We start from the raw sequence: 18435 nt of genomic DNA, 5'->3' as shown, positions 1-18435 counted from the left end.
GATGGGATCATTCTTGTACATAGGGTGACACCCGCGGGCGAGAGCGAGCGGCGATGACCAGTGACGCCACGGTGGTGGTCGATCGGCGGGGCGTCGTCACGGGCTGGAGTGAGGGGGCGCGGAGGCTGACGGGGTACGCCGCCGCGGAGGTGTTCGGGCGGCCGGCTCGGGCGCTGCTCGGGAGCGGACCGCCCGGCGATGCCTGGCGGGCGCTGGAGGAGGGCGGCGGAACGGTGGCTGTTCGCCACCGGGACGGGCGGCTGGTGGAGCTCGCGGTCCGTGCCTGCCCGCTGCTGGGAGAGCACGGGGAGCGACTGGGCTTCGTGGTGACCGTGGCGCCGGACGATCAGGACCGGCTGATCGGAGAGGCGGCATTCCAGCAGGCATCGGTGTCCATGTCCGTCTTCGACACCGAGCAGCGCTATCTGCGGGCCAACGGCACGGCGTGCCGGGTCATGGGCGCGGCGGAGGCGGAGCTGCGGGACCGGTTCTTCCTCGACATGTCGGAGAACGCCGAGCACAGCCGGGGGTTCCTGCGCCATCTGCGCGAGGTGGTGGAGACGGGAGCGCCCGTCCACTACGAGAGCTACACCCGCGCCCCCTCCGGGATGCGCGAGCACGCGTGGAACACCGAGATGTGGCCGGTGCGGGACACCTCCGGGCGGCTGCTGGGCACCGCTCTGGCCGCCTTCGACAGCAGCGAGCAGCACTGGGCGCGGCAGCGGCTGGCCATACTGAACGAGGCCGCCACCGCCATCGGCACGACGCTGGACGTGGTCCACACCGGCCGGGAGCTGGCAGAGCTCGTGGTGCCCCGGCTGGCGGACTTCGTCAGTGTGGATCTGCTGGACTCCGTACTCCAGGGAGAGGAGCCCGTCGTCGGCCCGGTGGGCGCCGATGTGGTGATGCGCCGGGTCGCGCACCATTCCCGCAGTCCGGGGGTGCCGGAGGCGGCGATCGACCTGGGCGCGGCGGACCTCTATCCGCCCTTCTCGCCGCCCGCCCGCGCGCTGGCCACCGGTCGTGCCGTGCTCACCGGAGTGGGCGAACCAGGGCTCGACACGTGGATCGCACGGCACGACGACCGGGCCGCCAAGCTGCGGGAGGCGGACACCGCCGACTTCTCGATGATGGCCGTACCGCTGGTGGCGCGCGGTACGACGCTGGGGGTGGCGGTCTTCGTACGGCAGCTCACCCCACAGCATCCCGATCCCTTCGACCAGGACGATGTGTCCCTGGCGCAGGAGCTGGCGAGCCGGGCGGCCGTGTGCGTCGACAACGCGCGCCGGTACACGCGGGAGCGCACCACCGCGCTGGCGCTGCAGCGCAGTCTGCTGCCGCAGGCGATGACGGCGCAGGCAGCGGTCGAGTTCGCCTCCCGGTATCTTCCGGCGCGCTCGCAGGCGGGCGTGGGCGGGGACTGGTTCGATGTCATCCCGCTGTCCGGGACCCGCGTGGCGCTGGTCGTCGGCGACGTGGTCGGGCACGGCATCCATGCCTCCGTGACTATGGGACGGCTGCGTACGGCGGTGTGGACACTGGCCGATGTCGATCTGCCGCCGGACGAACTGCTGACGCACCTGGACGACCTGGTCGGGCACCTGGCGACCGACGAGGGCTCGGTGGGCGGGGAGATCGGGGCAACCTGCCTGTACGCGGTGTACGACCCGGTGTCCCGCCGCTGCACGATCGCCTCGGCCGGGCACCCGCCGCCCGTAGCCCTGTTCCCCGATGGCACGGTGGAGGTCGTCGAGGTGGCGGCGGGTCCGCTGCTCGGCGTCGGTGGGCTCCCGTTCGAGGCCACCGAGCTCGCTGTGCCCGAAGGCACCGTACTGGCTCTGTACACGGACGGCCTGGTCGAGGCCCGCGATCTCGACGTGGACGCGGGCACCGCCGCACTGGGCACCGCTCTGACGGCCCCGGCCGCCACCCTTGAGGACGTCTGCGACAACGTGCTCAAGACCCTGCTTCCCGACGGCGCCGACGACGCCCCCGACGACGTGGCGCTGCTGCTGGCCCGTACCCGCGCCCTGGACGCCGGTCAGGTGGCCGTGTGGGACGTCCCCTCCGACCCCGCGGTGGTCGGCCGCGTGAGGCAGTACGCCACCGAGCAGTTGACGGACTGGGGACTCGACGAGGCGTCGTTCGTCACGGAACTCGTCGTCAGCGAACTGGTCACCAACGCCATCCGCTACGGCGGCGCCCCCATTCAGCTGCGGCTGATCCGCGACCGCTCCCTCATCTGCGAGGTGTCCGACGCGAGCAGCACCTCGCCCCACATGCGCCGCGCCCGCGTCTACGACGAGGGCGGCCGTGGACTCCTGCTGGTCGCCCAGCTCACCGACCGCTGGGGGTCACGGCCCAGCGGCAGCGGCAAGACCATCTGGGCCGAGCAGAAGCTCCCGGTGGAGGGAGCCTCGTTCGACGGTCTTTTCGCCTGACCCGCGTCGCCGTCACCGGCCTACCAGGCTCGTATGGGCGGCGCCGCCAAGTTTTTGTTATCCGGGGGTCTCCCCGCGCGTCTCCTGAGTGTTTCCGTCCCTCCGCGAACAACAGGAGCCCCCCATGGGTCACGACAACAAGCACCGCGCGCTGAGCCGCCGCAGCATCCTCCAGATCGGTGGCGGGCTCGCGGTCGCGGGCGTGGCCGGTGGTGCGGCGGCCGCGTTTTCCGGCGACGCCGCTGACGCCGCCGGGGCCGATCCCACGCCCGCGCGCACGTTCACGCATCCGGGCATGCTCCACGCGTCCGGTGAGCTCAATCGCGCGAAGGTGAGGGTGGCGGCGGGCGCCCAGCCGTGGTGGTCGGGCTGGAACCGGCTCACCGCCAACCGGCACGCCCAGTCCACCTGGAAGGCCAACCCGCAGGCGACGGTCGTCCGGGGCGGGACCGGGCAGAACTACACGATTCTCTTCAACGACATCCATGCCGCCTACCAGAACGCCCTGCGCTGGAAGGTGGCGGGCACCGGGGCACACGGCGACGCGGCACGCGACATCCTCAACGCCTGGTCGGCGACGCTCACCACGGTCACCGGCAACGCCGACCGGTTCCTGGCCGCCGGCATCTACGGCTACCAGTTCGCCAACGCCGCCGAGCTGATGCGCGGCTACCCCGGCTTCGACCTCGCCCGGTTCCAGCGCATGCTGCGAGAGGTCTTCTACCCCCTCAACAACCAGTTCCTCACGCAGCACAACGGGGCCTGCGTCACCAACTACTGGGCCAACTGGGACCTGTGCAGCATGGCGTCCGTGATGGCGATCGGCATTCTCTGCGACGACACGGCGAAGTACGACCAGGCCGTGGACTACTTCAAGAACGACGCGGGCAACGGCTCGGTCAAGAAGGCCGTGCCCTTCCTCCACCCGGACGGGCTCGCCCAGTGGCAGGAGTCCGGCCGCGACCAGGGCCACACCATGATGGGCATGGGGCAGATGGGCGCGATCTGCGAGATGGCGTGGAGTCAGGGCGACGACCTGTACGGCTACGACGACAACCGCTTCATGAAGGCCGCCCAGTACGTCGCCAAGTACAACCTCGGCCAGGACGTGCCGTTCACCACGTACACCTGGGGCACCGGCACGAACTGCGCGTACCGCGAACAGACCGTGATCTCCGCGCATGGCCGGGGCCAGGTCCGCCCCGTGTGGGACCTCCTCCACTACCACTACGCCCGGCGCCGCCGGCTCTCCGTCCCGTACATCACGGCCATCGCGGAGAAGGTGCGCCCCGAGGGCGGCGGCGGGGACTACGGCCCCAGCAGCGGCGGTTACGATCAACTGGGCTTCGGCACGCTGATGTACGCCAAGTAAGGCAGTCAGCGCCGTGGCGGCGGGGCGGTGCTGACGCGCACCACCAGTCGCGTGGGGACGAGCGTGGTGCCGTGTTCCGTCGCCTCGTGACGCATCTGCCGCAGGACACCCTCGACACAGCGACGGCCCACTTCGGCGAAGTCCTGGTGAACGGTGGTCAGGGGAGGCAGGAAGGAGCCGGACTCCGGGATGTCGTCGAACCCGATGACGCTGACGTCCTTGGGCACCTTCCGGCCCCGCTCGTGCAGGGCTCGCAGGAGCCCCAGCGCCATCTGGTCGTTGGCCGCGAAGACCGCTGTGCAGTCCTTGCGGGAAGCGAGTTCCAGTCCGGCCCGGTAGCCGGACTCCGCCGACCAGTCGCCCCGTACCAGGGGCGGCGGCGTGAGGCCCGCCCCGGTGAGTTCGGCGCGCCAGGCGTCGGTGCGGCGCTGCGCCGCGTAGGACTCCTCGGGGCCCGCGAGGTGCCAGACCGAGCGGTGGCCGAGGTCCAGCAGGTGGCGTACGGCGGTACGGGTTCCGCCTGCCTGGTCGGTGTCGACCACGGTGTACCGGTCGCCGGCGTCCGAGTCGGCCACGACGACCTGGACGTTGGGCGGCAGGGAGAGGGTCACCGCGTCGAGCAGGTGCACGTCCTGGATGACGATGACGGCGTCCACGGCCAGTTCCCCCAGCCGTGAAAACGCACCGCGCACCTCGTCCTGCGTGGGGACGGCGACGGGCAGCAGCGTGACCGCGTACCCCTCGTGCGCCGCGGAGGTGGCGATGGCCTCCAGGGTGCGCACGCTGCCTGTGGTGGAGAGGCCGAAGGTGATGACGCCGATGGTGCGGAACTCGCCGCGCTTGAGTGCGCGGGCGGCGCTGTTGGGCCGGTAGCCCAGCTCCTTCATGGCCGCCAGGACCTGCTGCCGGGTCTCTTCCGTCACGCCCGCGTAGCCGTTGGAGACACGGGAGACGGTCTGCGAGGAGACGCCGGCGAGCTGGGCGACGTCCGCCATGGACGCGCTCTGCGTGCGGCCCGGGGCCCGCTTTCCGGTACGTGCTCGCACCTGGGGCCCGGCCGCCGAGGTGCTGTCCGCTGTGTCCACCCGTCTCCCTCGCTGCCTGAATCGCGGTTCCCAGTGACCCTTGACCACCGTCTTCGGGGCAGTGTAGACATGCCGCCATCAGGTGTTTACGTAAACATAACAAACCCGGTAGCCGTTCGCGGACGGGGATGTTTGCGTAAACATCGCGGCTCATGACGCCGGTTCCAGGATGGATGAGCGAGGAACGACATGACGACGCCACAACCGCCGGCGACCGCGGAGCGGAGCCCGGCCAGGCCTTCGGCGAAACGGGACCGCCGCTCCTGGACGGGCTGGGGGTTCATCGGCCCCTTCGCGGCAGTCTTCGCCCTTGTCTTCCTGGCCCCCATCGGCTACTCGGTCTATCTCAGCCTCTTCCGTGACCAGCTGATCGGCGGCACCACCTTCGTCGGCCTGGACAACTACCAACAGGCGCTCCAGGACGACCAGTTCTGGGCCTCGCTGGGCCGGGTCTCCGCGTTCCTGGCGGTGCAGGTCCCGGTCATGCTGCTCATCGCGCTGTTCGTGGCCCTCGCCCTGGACAGCGGGCGGCTGTACGGGAAGGACTTCTTCCGTATCTCGATCTTCCTGCCGTACGCCGTGCCCGCCGTGGTCGCCACACTGATGTGGGGCTTCATGTACGGCAGCCAGTTCGGCCTGGTGGGCGACATCAACGACGCCCTCGGTGTCTCCCTGCCCGACCCGCTCTCCACCGAACTGGTCCTGGCGTCCATCGGCAACATCGTGACGTGGGAGTTCGTCGGCTACAACATGCTGATCTTCTACTCCGCGCTGCGGGTGATCCCGCACTCGCTGTACGAGGCCGCGGAGATCGACGGCGCCGGACAGTTCCGCATCGTCACGGCCATCAAGCTCCCCGCGATCCGCGGCGCCCTGGTCATCGCGACGATCTTCTCCATCATCGGCAGCTTCCAGCTTTTCAACGAGCCGGTCATCCTGCGGGACCTGGCGCGCAACGCCATCACGACCGACTACACCCCGAACTTCTACACGTACTCGCTGTCCTTCGACGGCCAGCAGCACAACTACTCCGCGACGGTCGCCATCGTCATGGGTCTGATCACGATGGTGATCGCCTATGTCGTCCAGCTGCGCGGCATGCGCAAGGGAGCGTGAACGATGAGCAGCCCCGCCACCACCGCTTCACCCGCCTCCCTGCCCGCTCGCCCGCCGGCCGGCACATCCGGCTCCGCGCCTCGTCTGCGCACACCCCGCACAAAGCGGCACTCTCCCGGACGCCCCCGGCGCAGTGTGCTGCTGACCGTACTCACCGGCCTGGTCGTGCTCTACGCCCTGGTGCCGCTGCTGTGGCTGGTCATCAGCACCACCAAGACACAGGAGGGACTGGCCGGTTCGTTCGGGCTCTGGTTCGACGGCGACTTCGCCCTCTGGGACAACATCAGCACGACGTTCACGTACAACGACGGCGTCTTCACCCGCTGGCTCCTGAACACCCTGATGTACGTCGGTCTCGGCGCGGGAGGTGCCACCTTCCTGGCGGTGCTGGGCGGTTACGCGCTGGCGAAGTTCGCCTTCCCCGGCAAGCGCGCCGTGTTCGCCGTCGTCATCGGCGCCGTCGCCGTACCGGGCACCGCCCTGGCCGTGCCCACCTTCCTGATGTTCAGCAAGATGGGGCTGACCGACACCCCGTGGGCGGTCATCATCCCCTCACTGATCTCGCCCTTCGGGCTGTACCTGATGTGGGTCTTTGCCACCGAGGCCATCCCCACCGAACTGATGGAGGCCGCCCGCATCGACGGCGCGGGCGAGGTGCGCACCTTCTTCCAGGTCGGCCTGCCCCTGCTGGCGCCCGGCATGGTGACCGTCCTGCTGTTCACGATGGTCGCCACCTGGAACAACTACTTCCTGCCGCTGATCATGCTCAAGGACCCGGACTGGTATCCGCTGACCCTGGGCCTGAACAGCTGGAACGCCCAGGCCGCGACGGCCGGCGGCGAACCCGTCTTCAACCTGGTGATCACCGGCTCGCTGATCACCATCCTGCCGCTGATCGCGGCGTTCCTGCTGCTCCAGAAGTACTGGCAGTCCGGCCTCGCCGCCGGAAGCGTCAAGGAATAGTCCGATTCGGCCACGTGTGGGCCACGAAGAAGTGGAAGCGCCACCATGCCCATGAACACCCGCCGCCTGCTGCGCGGCATCGGCATCGTCTGCGCCCTCGGCCTGGGGGCGACCGCCTGCGGCTCCGACGAGGGCGGCTCGAGCCAGAAGCAGGTCTCCGCCGAGAACATACAGGCGGCCCTGAAGAAGGGCGGCACGCTCACGGTCTGGGCCTGGGAGCCCACGCTGAAGCAGGTCGTCGCCGACTTCGAGAAGAAGTACCCGGCCGTCGACGTCAAGGTCGCCAACGTGGGCACCAACAGCGACGCGTACACCGCCCTGTCGAACGCCATCTCGGCGAAGAAGGGCGTCCCCGACGTCGCGCAGATCGAGTACTACGCGCTGGGCCAGTACGCACTGACGAAGGGCCTCGACGACCTGGCCCCCTACGGCGCCGACAAGCTGGCCGGCACGTACTCGCCCGGCCCCTGGAACTCTGTCACGTCCGGCAAGGCCGTCTACGCCCTGCCGATGGACGCCGGACCCATGGCCATGTTCTACAACAAGAAGGTCTTCGACAAGCACAAGGTCAAGGTGCCGGCCACCTGGGACGAGTACGTCGAGGCCGCCCGCGCCCTGCAGAAGGCCGACCCCAAGGTCTACATCGCCAACGACACGGGCGACGCGGGCATGGCCACCAGCATGCTGTGGCAGGCCGGTTCACGTCCCTACACGGTCGACGGCACCAAGGTGAAGATCGACTTCTCCGATGCCGGTGCCAGGAAGTACACCGAGACCTGGCAGAAGCTCCTCGACGAGAAGCTGCTCGCGCCCGTCACCGGCTGGACCGACGCCTGGTACAAGGGTCTGGGCGACGGTTCCCTCGCGACCCTGACCACCGGCGCCTGGATGCCCGCCAACTTCACCACCGGCGTGAAGAACGCCTCCGGTGACTGGCGCGCGGCGCCGCTGCCGCAGTGGACCGCGGGCGACAAGGCGAGCGCGGAGAACGGCGGCAGCGCCCTGGCGCTGCCCGCGCTGGGCAAGAACAAGGAACTCGCGTACGCCTTCACCGAGTTCGCGAACGCCGGCGAGGGTGTGCAGGCCCGTATCAAGGGCGGCGCCTTCCCGGCGACCACCGCGGACCTCCAGTCGGACGCGTTCCAGAACGCCGAGTTCCCCTACTTCGGCGGGCAGAAGGCCAACAAGATCTTCGCCGAGTCGGCCGCGAACGTCGCGGACGACTGGTCGTACCTGCCCTACCAGGTGTACGCGAACTCGATCTTCAACAACACCGCCGGCAAGGCCTACATCTCCAAGACCACCCTCGCCCAGGGCCTGAAGTCCTGGCAGGACGCCTCCGTCAAGTACGGCACCGAGCAGGGCTTCACCGTTGAGAAGTAAAGGGACCGACATGATCTCCACCCTTGTCTCCAAGCTCCACGGGCCGGACGGGGACTCCACCCCACGCCTCGCGTACGGCGCGGACTACAACCCCGAGCAGTGGCCGCGCGAGGTGTGGGGGGAAGACGTCCGGCTGATGCGCGAGGCCGGTGTCAACATCGTCTCCGTGGGGATCTTCTCCTGGGCCCGCATCCAGCCGTCCGAGGACGTGTGGGACTTCGCATGGCTCGACGAGGTCATGGATCTCCTGCACGCGGGCGGTATCGGGGTCGACCTGGCCACCGCCACCGCGTCCCCGCCGCCCTGGCTCACCACGGCTCACCCAGAGATCCTCCCGGTGACCGCCTCCGGCGAGACGGTGTGGCCGGGGGCGCGGCAGCACTGGCGCCCCACCTCACCGGTCTTCCGCACGCACGCGCTGCGCCTGGTGCGGCGGATGGCGGAGCGGTACGCCGGCCATCCGGCCCTGGTGGCCTGGCACGTATCCAACGAGCTGGGCTGCCACAACATCTACGACTACTCCGACGACGCCGCCACCGCCTTCCGGGACTGGCTGCGCGCCCGCTACACCACCGTGGACGCCCTCAACCAGGCCTGGGGAACGGCGTTCTGGTCGCAGCGCTACAGCGGCTGGGACCAGGTCCTGCCGCCCCGGCTGGTCACTTCCCACCCGAACCCCACGCAGCAACTGGACTTCAAGCGTTTCTCCTCGGACGCGCTGAAGGAGTATCTGCGCGCGGAACGCGACGTCCTGCGTGAGATCACACCGGACGTACCCGTCACCACGAACTTCATGGTGATGGGCGGCATCAAGGGCATGAACTACGCCGACTGGGCGGGCGAGATCGACTTCGTGTCCAACGACCACTACGTCCATCCCGGCCCTCAGGGCCGCGACGAGCTCTCCTTCTCCGCCAACCTCACGAGTTCGATCGCCGGCGGACGCCCGTGGTTCCTCATGGAACACTCGACCAGCGCCGTCAACTGGCAGCCCGTCAACCTGCCCAAGGGCGAGGGGGAACTCGTCCGCGACTCCCTGCTGCACGTGGCGCACGGCGCCGACGCCGTGTGCTTCTTCCAGTGGCGTCAGTCGGCCGCCGGCGCGGAGAAATACCACTCGGCGATGGTGCCGCACGCCGGATCCGACACTGAGGTCTTCCGCGCGGTGACCGGTCTCGGGCGCACGCTTCAGGCGCTGGCGCCGGTCGCGGGGACCGAGCGGGAGCCGGCGCGGGTGGGCATCGTCTTCGACTGGGAGTCGTGGTGGACGAGCGAGCAGGACTCGCACCCCACCAGCCGCCTCGACTACCACCAGGAGGCCCTCGACTGGTACTCGGCTCTCCTCGCCCTCGGCATCCGGGCCGATGTCATCACCACCACGGCCGACCTCGACCGATACCAGCTGCTGATCACACCCGTGCTGCACGTGATCCCCGCGGCCCTGGCAAAGGAACTCACGCGGTACGCCGAGAACGGCGGCCACCTGGTCACCACGTACTTCTCCGGTGTCGTCGACGAGAACGACCACATCTGGCTCGGCGGTTATCCGGGCGCTCTGCGCGACCTGCTCGGCATCCGCATCGAGGAGTTCGGCCCGCTGCTCGCCGAGGACACCGCCGAACTGGACGACGCGAGCACGGGCACCCTGTGGACCGACCGGATCACCGTCACGGACCCGGAGGTGGAGGTACTCGCCCACTACCGCACGGGTACGTACGCCGGCCGCCCCGCCGTCACCCGCCGCGCCGTGGGCCGCGGCTCGGCCTCGTACATCTCCACCCGGCTGGGTACGGACGGCCTCGCCGGCCTGCTGCCGCGACTGCTGGACACCGCCGGGGTCGAGAGCGAACTGCCCGCTCCGGCACGGGGACTCGTCGAGCAGGCCGTACGCCGCGGCGCCGGCAGCCGCTTCCTGTTCCTGGTCAACCGGACCGACGAGCCGGTGCCGCTGCCCGGACTCACCGGGGAGCTCCTGGTGGGCCGGGCGGACACCGACGGCGTACTGGTCCTGGCGTCCAGGGAGGTCGCCGTACTGCGACAGCCCACCCCCTGACACCCCCCGAACCACGAGTTGGGAGCACACGATGGCACGCCGCACCCGCACGCGACGACTCCTAGGGGTCATCGGCATCACCGCCCTGGCCACCGGGACCGCCCTGGTCACCGTCCCGCCGCCGGACGCACAGGCCCGGACCGCGGCGGCGGCCTCCGCGGCGGCCCCCTCCGTCACCGTCCGGCCCGACCCCTCCTACCAGCACGAGAGATTCCAGGGCTGGGGCACGAGCCTGGTCTGGTTCGCCAACGCCACCGGTGACTATCCCGAGGAGATACGTCAGAAGCTCGCCGGCCTCCTCTTCGGCGACGACGGGCTCGCCCTGAACATCGCCCGCTACAACATCGGCGGGGGCAACGCCCCGGACGTCAAAAACTACCTCCGTGCCGGAGGAGCGGTCGAGGGCTGGTGGAAGGCACCGGAGGGCACCACGCGCGAGGACACCGACTGGTGGAGCGCCGGGGACGGGGCCGACTGGAATCCGCGGGCCGACGCCACTCAGCGCTGGTGGGTGGACCGGATCAAGAACGACATCGACCACTGGGAGACGTTCAGCAACTCACCGCCCTGGTTCATGACGACCAGCGGTTACGTCTCCGGAGGCTTCAACGCCACCACCGACCAGCTCAAGCCCGAATCCGTCGACGATTTCGCCGCCTACCTGGCGGGGGCGACCGAGCGGCTGGAGAAGGCACACGGTATCAAGGTCGACACCATCGACCCGTTCAACGAACCCAACACCGACTACTGGAGCACCCGCCTGGGACCCGACGGCCAGCCGGTCGGCGGCCGCCAGGAAGGAGCCCACATCGGCCCCGAGCTCCAGCAGAAGGTTCTTCGCGCACTCGCCCCGGCACTGCGGCAGTCGGGGACCGGCGCGAAGATCTCCGCGATGGACGAGACCAACCCCAATATCTTCGCGCAGAACTGGAACACGTACCCGCGGGAAGTGCGCGACCTCGTCGACCAGATGAACGTTCACACCTATGGCACGGCGGGCCGCACCTCCGTGCGTGACCTGGCCAAGGCGGACGACAAGCCGCTGTGGATGAGCGAGGTCGAGGGCGACTGGGGCGACGGGCAGAGCTTCAAGGACATGAGGCCGGGCCTCGGTCTGGCCCACCGCATGGTCGACGACCTGCGGGAACTTGAGCCGAAGGCCTGGGTGTTCTGGCAGCCCGTCGAAGACTACGACAACATGAAGCCCGGCGGGGAGTCGGCCAAAGGCGGCAACTGGGGGAGCATCCAGCTTCCGTTCAGCTGTACGCCGAAGGACACGCTCGCCACCTGTCCCATCCGTACCAACACGAAGTTCGACACGGCACGCAACTTCACCCACTTCATCAAGCCCGGTGACCGGCTGGTGAGCGTCGACGACACCTCCAGCGCCGCCGCCGTTTCCAGGAAGGGCGACGCGGCGACGGTCGTCCACGTCAACAGCACCACCGGCGCCCGTACGGTCACTGTCGACCTGTCCAAGTTCGGCCACGTCGCCCGCCACGCCACCGTCACCCCCGTCGTGACCAGCGCCGCAGGCAAACTCGAACGGCACGAGGCCGTCGCGGTCAGCGACGGGAAGGCCACCTTCACCGTACCCGCCGAGTCGGTGACCTCCTTCGTCGTGAAGGGTGTCTCCGGTGTCGCGAAGGACGCGGCCCTGCTGCGGAAGGACCACACGTACCGCCTGACCGGCGTCCAGAGCGGCAAGGCACTCACGACCGCCGGCAACGGCACCCGCCTCGTCATCAGGACCGCGAGCACGGACACGGCCGACCCCGCCCAGCAGTGGCAGCTGCGGCAGATCAGCGGTGACACCGGCAACCGGAAGCGGTACGTGTTCACCAACCCGGCGGAAGGAAAGCGCCTGGCCGTGCGCGACGGCGCCCCGGTGCTGGAGGCCGACAGCGGCCCCCGCGACAAGGCCACCCAGTGGATCATGTCGACGACCGGCGACGGCACCTGGACCCTCGTCAACGCCGCCACCGGACGACTGCTCGAAGTGGGCGGCCAGGCCACGCACGACGGGGCGGCCGTGACGCTGTGGACGCCGAACTCCGGTCCCAACCAGCGCTGGAAGGTGTCCGACGTAACGGCCCACACCGGTCACACCGGTACCCAGCCGAAGTAGCCGCCCAGGCGAGACTGCGACCATCGATCACGCACCTGCGCGCGCGTACTCCGTGGTGGGAAACCTCCGGTTTCTCGTTTTCCCCCGGATGGCCTACGCCGATTCGCCCCTTCAGACGCGACGGCTTCTCATGGACTCAGCGAACGGGCCGGTCCCCGCTCGTCGTGAGCGCAGAAAGGCACGCCGATGTACGAGATGCGCGCCGAGTCGACAGTCGGCAGAGGCGAACTTGTCTGGCATGTCATCCGCAAGGATGTGGCCGCCAGCGCGCTGTGCGGGCGCTATCTGAGGCACCCCTCCCCCGCAGCACTGCTCGCCCAGATCGAGGCAGCCGCGGAACGCTACTGCCCCACCTGTATGACCGCCTTCGGCTCGGCGGTCCGGGGCCACGGGCGCTGAGGCGGCTACCGGCGGTGGGGCTGCCGCTGTAGCCGTCCTCAGTGCCTGTGGAGGCGACGTCAGCCGACCTGCGGCGTTCCGCCGGTGAGGTGGACGGGCAGGCTGCGGTGGCCGTTGGAGATGAACGACTCCATGGGCAGCAGACTGTCCGCCGGGGCGGCCGGCGCCAGTTCGGGGAAGCGCTCGAAGAGTGCGGGCAGGGCGATCTGGGCTTCCAGCCGGGCCAGCGGTGCTCCGAGACAGAAGTGGACACCGTGCCCGAACGCGAGGTGTTCCTTGTTCAGCCGGGTTACGTCGAACCGGGCCGCGTCCTCGCCGTGGAACGCGGGGTTGCGCCCGGCGGCGGCGTACGCGGCGAGGATCGCCTCACCCTTCTTGATGGTCACTCCCCCGGCCTCGATGTCCTCCACCGCGTAGCGCAGGGGCAGGTTCGCCACCGGCGAGTCGGCGCGCAGCGTCTCCTCGATCACGTCGTTCCAGGTGGCCCTGCCCGTGCGGACCAGTTCAAGCTGGTCGGGGTGGGTGAGCAGGGCGTGCACCGCGTTGTCCAGCAGGTTGACGGTGGTCTCGTGCCCGGCGCTGATCACCAGGAGCAGGGTGTCGACCAGTTCGGCCTCCGACAGCCGGGAGCCGTCCTCCTCACGGGCGGCGATCAGGACGCTGGTCATGTCGTCGCCCGGCGTCTGCCGCTTGAGGGCGACGAGGCCGGACAGGACGGTGTGGACCTCCTGGAAGGTGGCCGCGGCCTCCTCCGCGGTGGTGGCGGTGTTGAAGATGCTGTCCACGAGACGGCGCAGATCCTTGCGCGTGCCCTCGTCGCTGACACCGAACAGCTCGCAGATCACCTGGATGGGGATCGGATAGCAGTACTCCTCGCGCAGATCCACCACCTCCCCCCGAGGGGCGGCTGCGAGACCGTCGAGCAGGTCCGCGACCATACGCTCGATACGCGGGCGCAGTGCCTCGGTGGCGCGCGCGGAGAAGGCCGTGGAGACCAGCTTCCGCAGCCGCCGGTGGTCGCCTCCGTAGGCGGTGAACATGTTCGTCACGGCGACCCAGGTGAACAGCGGCCACTGCGGGGTTATCTCCCCGTTGATCCACGCGGACCAGTGCCGGCGGGGGTCCTTCGACACGCGAGGGTCGGTGAGCAGCTCCTTGAGCAGCGCGTGGTCACTTACTGCCCACGCCACCACCTGGCCAGGGAGTTCCACCAGCGCCGCCGGTCCCCGTTCCCTGATGCGGGCTCCCTCGGCGTGGATGTCCGCGCCGGAGGTGTCGATGACGAGGGGACGGGGTTCGTGTTCCATGTACGGGCTCCAGAGGTCTCGTCCGTGGTGACGACCGGCACGCTGATCGGTGGGAAGCGCACAGGCAGGGCGGCCAGCGCCCGGTGGAAGGGCCCCTGCCGCCACTCCAAGCGGCCTACCCCGACGGCGAGTTCGGCATCCGGAAGCCGGTCGAGGAGTTTTTCCACGGCGACCGCGGCGATCAGCCGGGCGGGGCTCTTCGCCGGGCAGGTGTGCGCGCCGGCGCTCCACGCCAGGTGTGCCCGGTTACCACCGCGCCGGTCACCGGCCAGGGAGGGGTCGGTGTTCGCCGCTGCCAGGCTGATCAGGATGGGCTCGCCCTCCCGCAGCGCGGTTCCGTCGAGCTCCAGGTCGTGGAGCGGGTAGTGGATGGCGTAGTTCGCCATCGGCGGGTCCGTCCACAGCACCTCGTCGAGCGCGTCCTCGACGGGCAGGCTGCCGCCGGCCAGGTCGCCGCCGAACCGGTCGTCGGACAGCAGCAGCCGCAGACCGTTGCAGATGAGGTTCTGCTGGGGTTCGGTGCCCGCGCCCATGAGGACCACGAGCTGATGCATCATCTCCTCGTCGGTGAGCTGCGCGGGATGGGCCATCAGCCAGGACGTCACATCCGCTCCGGGCCGCTCCCGCTTGAGAGCGACGAGTTCGGCGACGCCCTCGGTGAGAACCGCGTTCGCCTTCTCGGAGTCGGCGTTGGCGTCGAAGATCCCGGACATGCCCTCGACGAGCTTGTCCCCGGTCTCCGGCGGGCAGCCGAAGAGCTGGTTGAAGACGAGCAGCGGCAGGATCGCCCCGTACTCGCCGAGAAGGTCGGCCTGCCCCTTGGGGCCGAACCGGTCGATGAGGGTGTCGGCGCTCTGCTCTACGTAGCCGCGCAGGGCGTTCGGGTCGACGCGACTCAGGCTGTCGGTGATCGCGCCGCGCAGCCGCGCGTGCTCCTCGCCGTCGGTGAACAACGCGTTCGGCCGGTACATCATCATCGGTACGACAGGGCTGTCCGCGGGCACCGTCCCGTCGGCGAGGGCCCGCCACCGGCGCGGGTCCTTGGAGAACCGGTCCGGGCTGCGGAGCACCTCCAGGGCGGTCTCGTAGCCGGTGACGAGCGAGGCGCGGACGCCGGGGGCGATCTCCACCGGTGCGATGGAGCCGTGTGTGCGCAGCCGTGCGTACGTCGCGGCCGGGTCCGCGGCGAATTCCGGTCCGTACAGCGACTCAGCCGTACGAGCACCGGCCGTGCCGGCGTGCGCCGGGCAGCCGGGCGGTGCGGCGCCCGGCGCGGGCTGGGGAGTGGTCATCGGTGCTCCTGAGAGGTGCGGGTCTGGAGGTACTCGACAAGGGAGATCAGCGCCTCGGTGGAGGATGCGGCGTCCCGTGCGTCGCAGGTGATGAGGGGGGTTTCGGGGAGGAGATCGAGAGCTTCGCGTATCTCCGCCACAGGGAAGAGCGGTGCGTCGTCGAACTGGTTGACGGCGACCGCGTACGGCATGCCGTGCTCCTCCAGCAGGCCCATGATGTCGAAGGACTCGTCGAGTCGCCGGGTGTCCGCGAGCACCAGTGCGCCCAGGGCCCCGTTCAACATGTCTTTCCAGAGCGTGGTGAAGCGTTTCTGCCCAGGGGCGCCGAACAGGTACAGCACCAGTCGCTCGCTGAGTGTGAGGCGGCCGAAGTCCATGGCGACGGTGGTCGTGGTCTTGTCCGGACTCCCGGCCAGGTCGTCGATCAGCTCACTGGCCTGCGTCATGGTTTCCTCGGTACGCAGCGGCCGGATCTCGGACAGCGTGCCGACGAAGGTGGTCTTGCCGACCGCGAAGTGACCCACGATCAGGATCTTGACGGCGGCCCTGACCGTGTCGGAGACATAAACCTGGCCGACCTGGTCAGAGCCTGGAGCGGAGACCATCGAGCACCTCCTGCAAAAGCTGGTCGTCGGGGAGTTGGGCCCTGGGGATGGGGGGCCGAGTGGAGATGTGGCCGCTGTCGATCAGATCGCTGAGCAGGACCTTGGTGACGCTGATCGCCAGCGCCAGGTGTCCCGCCACTTCGGCGACCGACAGGGCTCCTCCCCGGCACAGCTCCATGACGCGGCGCTTCTCCGGGCTCAGGCCGCTGAGCGGGCGGCCGGACGCGGCCGTCACGAGCGTCACCAGGTCGAGCGTGTTGCGCGTCGGGTGCGCACGGCCGTCCGTCACCACGTAGGGGCGCACGAGTCCGCGTTCACGCCGGTGGGGTGGGCTCATGCGGTACGGCTGGTGCCTGGCCGGGCCGGTACGGAGTCCTGGCGGGGCGGACTGGTCAGTTCCTTGCCCAGCCGGTCGACGAGCTTGTGCATTCCATAGGTGACCGCCTCCATGTCGACGTTCTGGGTGGCGGAGACCGCCAGGTACGCGCCCGCCCCCGCCGCGACCAGGAAGACGTACCCGTCGGCGAACTCGACGAGTGTCTGCTGCCACGGCGAGGATTCCTTGGCGCAGAACTCCGCCGTGCTGCGGCTGATCGACTGGAGGCCGGACAGCGCCGCGGCCTGCCGTTCCGCCTCGTCGCGCGCGATGCCCTTGGAGTGCGCCCGGAGCATGCCGTCGGCGGACAGCAGGATCGCATGGCGGGCTTCCGGGACCTTGAGGACCTCGTCGAGCATCCAGCCCAGCTCGTTGGCCATGTGGTCGTTCATCCCTGCGGATTCCCTTCGTCGTCTTGCGAGGCGGCGCGCCCGTACCGGGTGCCGCGGGCGAACGCGCCCATGCGGGTGGCGGTCTCGGCGGCCGGGCGGGCCGGGGTGTGGCCGGCGCCGGGCGGTGGCGCGGCGGCTGCTGCCTGGTCGCCCGCCGCGTGGTCCTGGGCGGCGGCGCGGCGGCGGCGCTTGGGCAGGCCACCTGTGGTGGACGCCTGAGCGGTCACGGGAGCGGGCTCCTTCTCGGGACCCGGCCGGGCTTCCGGAGCGCCGGATGTGTGGTCCGCCCGGGGAGCGGCGGCCGGAACAGACACCGGCGCGGGGGCCGGCGCGGGGGCGGGAGCGGGGAGCGGCTCGGGGGACGGCTCGGTCTCCGGGGGAATCGCCGTCTTGGGGGCGCGTACGCGGTTGAGGAGTTCATGGGGGAGGAACAGCACAGCGCGCACTCCCCCGTACGGCGACCGGGTGTCGACCGAGACGGTGAAGCCGTACCGGGCGGCGAGCACACCGATGACGGCGAAGCCGAACTGCGGCGGGTCGCCGAGCCGGTTGATGTCGATGTCCTCACGGCCCGACAGGCGCCGGCCCGCCTCCTCGGCCTCGCGCGAGTCCATACCGACTCCGGCGTCGTCGATGACGACGCAGACGCCGTGGTGCGCGGGCTGGATGCTGACCTCGACCGTGGTGTTGGGCTGCGAGTGGCGCGCCGCGTTGTCCAGGAGTTCGGCGACCGCGAGGACCACCGGCTCCACCGCGCGGCTCACCACGTCCATGTCGACCCGCGAGTGGACCTCGACACGCCGGTAGTCCCGGATGCGCGAGGTGGCGCCGCGTACGACGTCGATCAGCGGTGAGGCGACCCGCTGCCGCCCCGGCCACGACCCGCACAGAACGGCGATGGCCTGCGCCCTGCGGCCGAACTGCGCATTGGCGTGGTCGATCTCCAGCAGGTCCTGGAGCACCTCGGGACTGTCGTGCCGGTCCTGCATGTCGGAGATGGACAGCTGCTGTTCGTTGGCCAGGGCCTGGAGTGCGCGCATGGCCGCCTTGAGCGTCGCTCTCGCCGACTGGTCGGCTCGGGCCCGTGCCGTGTCGACAGCTTGGGTGAACAGGTCCTGGACCTGCTGCAGGCTCCGTCCGTACGCCGTCGCGGCCAGCCGCGGGTCGAGCAGGCCGGGCACGGGCACGGGCTGCTGATGCGCCTGAGCCAAGAAGGAGAGACGAGCCTCGACCAGGTGGGCGGCCTCCGCGTCACGGGCGCGCAGGGTGTCTTCCAGCGCCGTCAGGCGTCGGCGCAGGGCGGCGGTGAGCCGGCGTTGGCGTACCAACAGGACCAAGCCTGCGAGCAGACCCGCGGCAAGGCACCAGATCACCGCCTCCAGTATGTGTTGGGTCATCAATTCCTCATGAGGGGGGAGGTGGAGCGTAGGACTGGGTCAGCGCGATACGAGGGGGGAAGGGCCTGAACTCCCGCGCCCACCACGGGCACTGGAGCCGCTGATCATCCTAGGAATGGCAGGCGG

At 69.8% G+C, this 18435-nt stretch carries 15 protein-coding genes; 8 read left to right on the top strand and 7 right to left on the bottom strand.

What is annotated here, in order from left to right:
* The first annotated feature begins 53 nt into the window (after positions 1-53).
* Together G412_RS0113600 and G412_RS0113595 are read left to right on the top strand one after the other, a co-directional pair.
* On the top strand, positions 54-2441 hold the full coding sequence (locus G412_RS0113600; protein WP_028812574.1) for a SpoIIE family protein phosphatase: 2388 nt from the start codon (positions 54-56) through the stop codon (positions 2439-2441).
* Positions 2442-2565: 124 nt separating this feature from the next.
* Positions 2566-3813: an alginate lyase family protein gene (locus G412_RS0113595; RefSeq protein WP_028812573.1), complete on the top strand. Its 1248-nt coding sequence runs from the start codon at positions 2566-2568 to the stop codon at positions 3811-3813.
* 5 nt (positions 3814-3818) lie between these two features.
* Here G412_RS0113595 and G412_RS0113590 read toward each other — a convergent pair whose 3' ends face one another.
* Entirely contained in the window at positions 3819-4808 is a 990-nt protein-coding gene (locus G412_RS0113590) for a LacI family DNA-binding transcriptional regulator (protein ID WP_078606980.1), read from the bottom strand.
* A 279-nt stretch (positions 4809-5087) separates the two neighbouring features.
* Here G412_RS0113590 and G412_RS0113585 point away from each other — a divergent pair, with 279 nt between their 5' ends.
* From G412_RS0113585 to G412_RS0113560, 6 genes are all read left to right on the top strand, one after another.
* Positions 5088-6014 (top strand): carbohydrate ABC transporter permease, encoded by a 927-nt coding sequence (locus tag G412_RS0113585; RefSeq protein WP_028812571.1) that lies wholly within the window; start codon positions 5088-5090, stop codon positions 6012-6014.
* Between the two features lie 3 nt (positions 6015-6017).
* Entirely contained in the window at positions 6018-6977 is a 960-nt protein-coding gene (locus tag G412_RS0113580; RefSeq protein WP_028812570.1) for a carbohydrate ABC transporter permease, read from the top strand.
* A gap of 45 nt (positions 6978-7022) precedes the next feature.
* On the top strand, positions 7023-8360 hold the full coding sequence (locus G412_RS0113575) for an ABC transporter substrate-binding protein (RefSeq protein WP_028812569.1): 1338 nt from the start codon (positions 7023-7025) through the stop codon (positions 8358-8360).
* 10 nt (positions 8361-8370) lie between these two features.
* On the top strand, positions 8371-10413 hold the full coding sequence (locus G412_RS0113570) for a beta-galactosidase (protein ID WP_028812568.1): 2043 nt from the start codon (positions 8371-8373) through the stop codon (positions 10411-10413).
* A gap of 31 nt (positions 10414-10444) precedes the next feature.
* Positions 10445-12541, top strand: coding sequence for an RICIN domain-containing protein (locus G412_RS0113565; RefSeq protein WP_028812567.1), 2097 nt, complete (start codon positions 10445-10447; stop codon positions 12539-12541).
* Between the two features lie 186 nt (positions 12542-12727).
* Positions 12728-12940 (top strand): hypothetical protein, encoded by a 213-nt coding sequence (locus tag G412_RS0113560; RefSeq protein WP_028812566.1) that lies wholly within the window; start codon positions 12728-12730, stop codon positions 12938-12940.
* Between the two features lie 59 nt (positions 12941-12999).
* On the opposite strand, the gene G412_RS34325 is transcribed toward G412_RS0113560, so the two are convergent.
* From G412_RS34325 to G412_RS0113530, 6 genes are read right to left on the bottom strand one after another with little or no spacing between them, the layout of a single operon-like run.
* On the bottom strand, positions 13000-14133 hold the full coding sequence (locus G412_RS34325) for a cytochrome P450 family protein (protein WP_051338357.1): 1134 nt from the start codon (positions 14131-14133) through the stop codon (positions 13000-13002).
* A complete protein-coding gene (locus tag G412_RS34320) occupies positions 14115-15539 on the bottom strand; it encodes a cytochrome P450 (protein WP_028812565.1) in 1425 nt (474 codons plus the stop codon). The genes G412_RS34325 and G412_RS34320 overlap by 19 nt, the downstream gene beginning before the upstream one ends.
* Positions 15536-16144, bottom strand: coding sequence for a GTP-binding protein (locus G412_RS0113545; RefSeq protein ID WP_028812564.1), 609 nt, complete (start codon positions 16142-16144; stop codon positions 15536-15538). Before G412_RS0113545 ends, G412_RS34320 begins: the two co-directional genes overlap by 4 nt.
* Positions 16122-16481 (bottom strand): DUF742 domain-containing protein, encoded by a 360-nt coding sequence (locus G412_RS0113540; protein ID WP_037648742.1) that lies wholly within the window; start codon positions 16479-16481, stop codon positions 16122-16124. The genes G412_RS0113545 and G412_RS0113540 overlap by 23 nt, the downstream gene beginning before the upstream one ends.
* Positions 16478-16912 carry a roadblock/LC7 domain-containing protein gene (locus tag G412_RS0113535; RefSeq protein ID WP_028812562.1) on the bottom strand — a complete coding sequence of 145 codons (435 nt, stop codon included), beginning with the start codon at positions 16910-16912 and terminating at the stop codon, positions 16478-16480. The genes G412_RS0113540 and G412_RS0113535 overlap by 4 nt, the downstream gene beginning before the upstream one ends.
* Complete coding sequence (locus tag G412_RS0113530) at positions 16909-18309, bottom strand: ATP-binding protein (protein WP_028812561.1); 1401 nt, start codon at positions 18307-18309, stop codon at positions 16909-16911. Before G412_RS0113530 ends, G412_RS0113535 begins: the two co-directional genes overlap by 4 nt.
* Between the last annotated feature and the right edge of the window lie 126 nt (positions 18310-18435).

It is taken from the genome of Streptomyces flavidovirens DSM 40150, assembly GCF_000429085.1.
GTDB classification, from domain to species: domain Bacteria; phylum Actinomycetota; class Actinomycetes; order Streptomycetales; family Streptomycetaceae; genus Streptomyces; species Streptomyces flavidovirens.
The sequence above is the reverse complement of the archived record's forward strand: the minus strand, read 5'-3'. Positions and strand labels throughout refer to the sequence as shown.

Excerpts from the sequence above, each read along its gene's own strand:
- G412_RS0113600 (WP_028812574.1), top strand. The coding sequence starts at position 54 with ATGACCAGTGACGCCACGGTGGTGGTCGATCGGCGGGGCGTCGTCACG.
- G412_RS0113595 (WP_028812573.1), top strand. The coding sequence starts at position 2,566 with ATGGGTCACGACAACAAGCACCGCGCGCTGAGCCGCCGCAGCATCCTC.
- G412_RS0113590 (WP_078606980.1), bottom strand. The coding sequence starts at position 4,808 with ATGGCGGACGTCGCCCAGCTCGCCGGCGTCTCCTCGCAGACCGTCTCC.
- G412_RS0113585 (WP_028812571.1), top strand. The coding sequence starts at position 5,088 with ATGACGACGCCACAACCGCCGGCGACCGCGGAGCGGAGCCCGGCCAGG.
- G412_RS0113580 (WP_028812570.1), top strand. The coding sequence starts at position 6,018 with ATGAGCAGCCCCGCCACCACCGCTTCACCCGCCTCCCTGCCCGCTCGC.
- G412_RS0113575 (WP_028812569.1), top strand. The coding sequence starts at position 7,023 with ATGCCCATGAACACCCGCCGCCTGCTGCGCGGCATCGGCATCGTCTGC.
- G412_RS0113570 (WP_028812568.1), top strand. The coding sequence starts at position 8,371 with ATGATCTCCACCCTTGTCTCCAAGCTCCACGGGCCGGACGGGGACTCC.
- G412_RS0113565 (WP_028812567.1), top strand. The coding sequence starts at position 10,445 with ATGGCACGCCGCACCCGCACGCGACGACTCCTAGGGGTCATCGGCATC.
- G412_RS0113560 (WP_028812566.1), top strand. The coding sequence starts at position 12,728 with ATGTACGAGATGCGCGCCGAGTCGACAGTCGGCAGAGGCGAACTTGTC.
- G412_RS34320 (WP_028812565.1), bottom strand. The coding sequence starts at position 15,539 with ATGACCACTCCCCAGCCCGCGCCGGGCGCCGCACCGCCCGGCTGCCCG.
- G412_RS0113545 (WP_028812564.1), bottom strand. The coding sequence starts at position 16,144 with ATGGTCTCCGCTCCAGGCTCTGACCAGGTCGGCCAGGTTTATGTCTCC.
- G412_RS0113540 (WP_037648742.1), bottom strand. The coding sequence starts at position 16,481 with ATGAGCCCACCCCACCGGCGTGAACGCGGACTCGTGCGCCCCTACGTG.
- G412_RS0113535 (WP_028812562.1), bottom strand. The coding sequence starts at position 16,912 with ATGAACGACCACATGGCCAACGAGCTGGGCTGGATGCTCGACGAGGTC.
- G412_RS0113530 (WP_028812561.1), bottom strand. The coding sequence starts at position 18,309 with ATGACCCAACACATACTGGAGGCGGTGATCTGGTGCCTTGCCGCGGGT.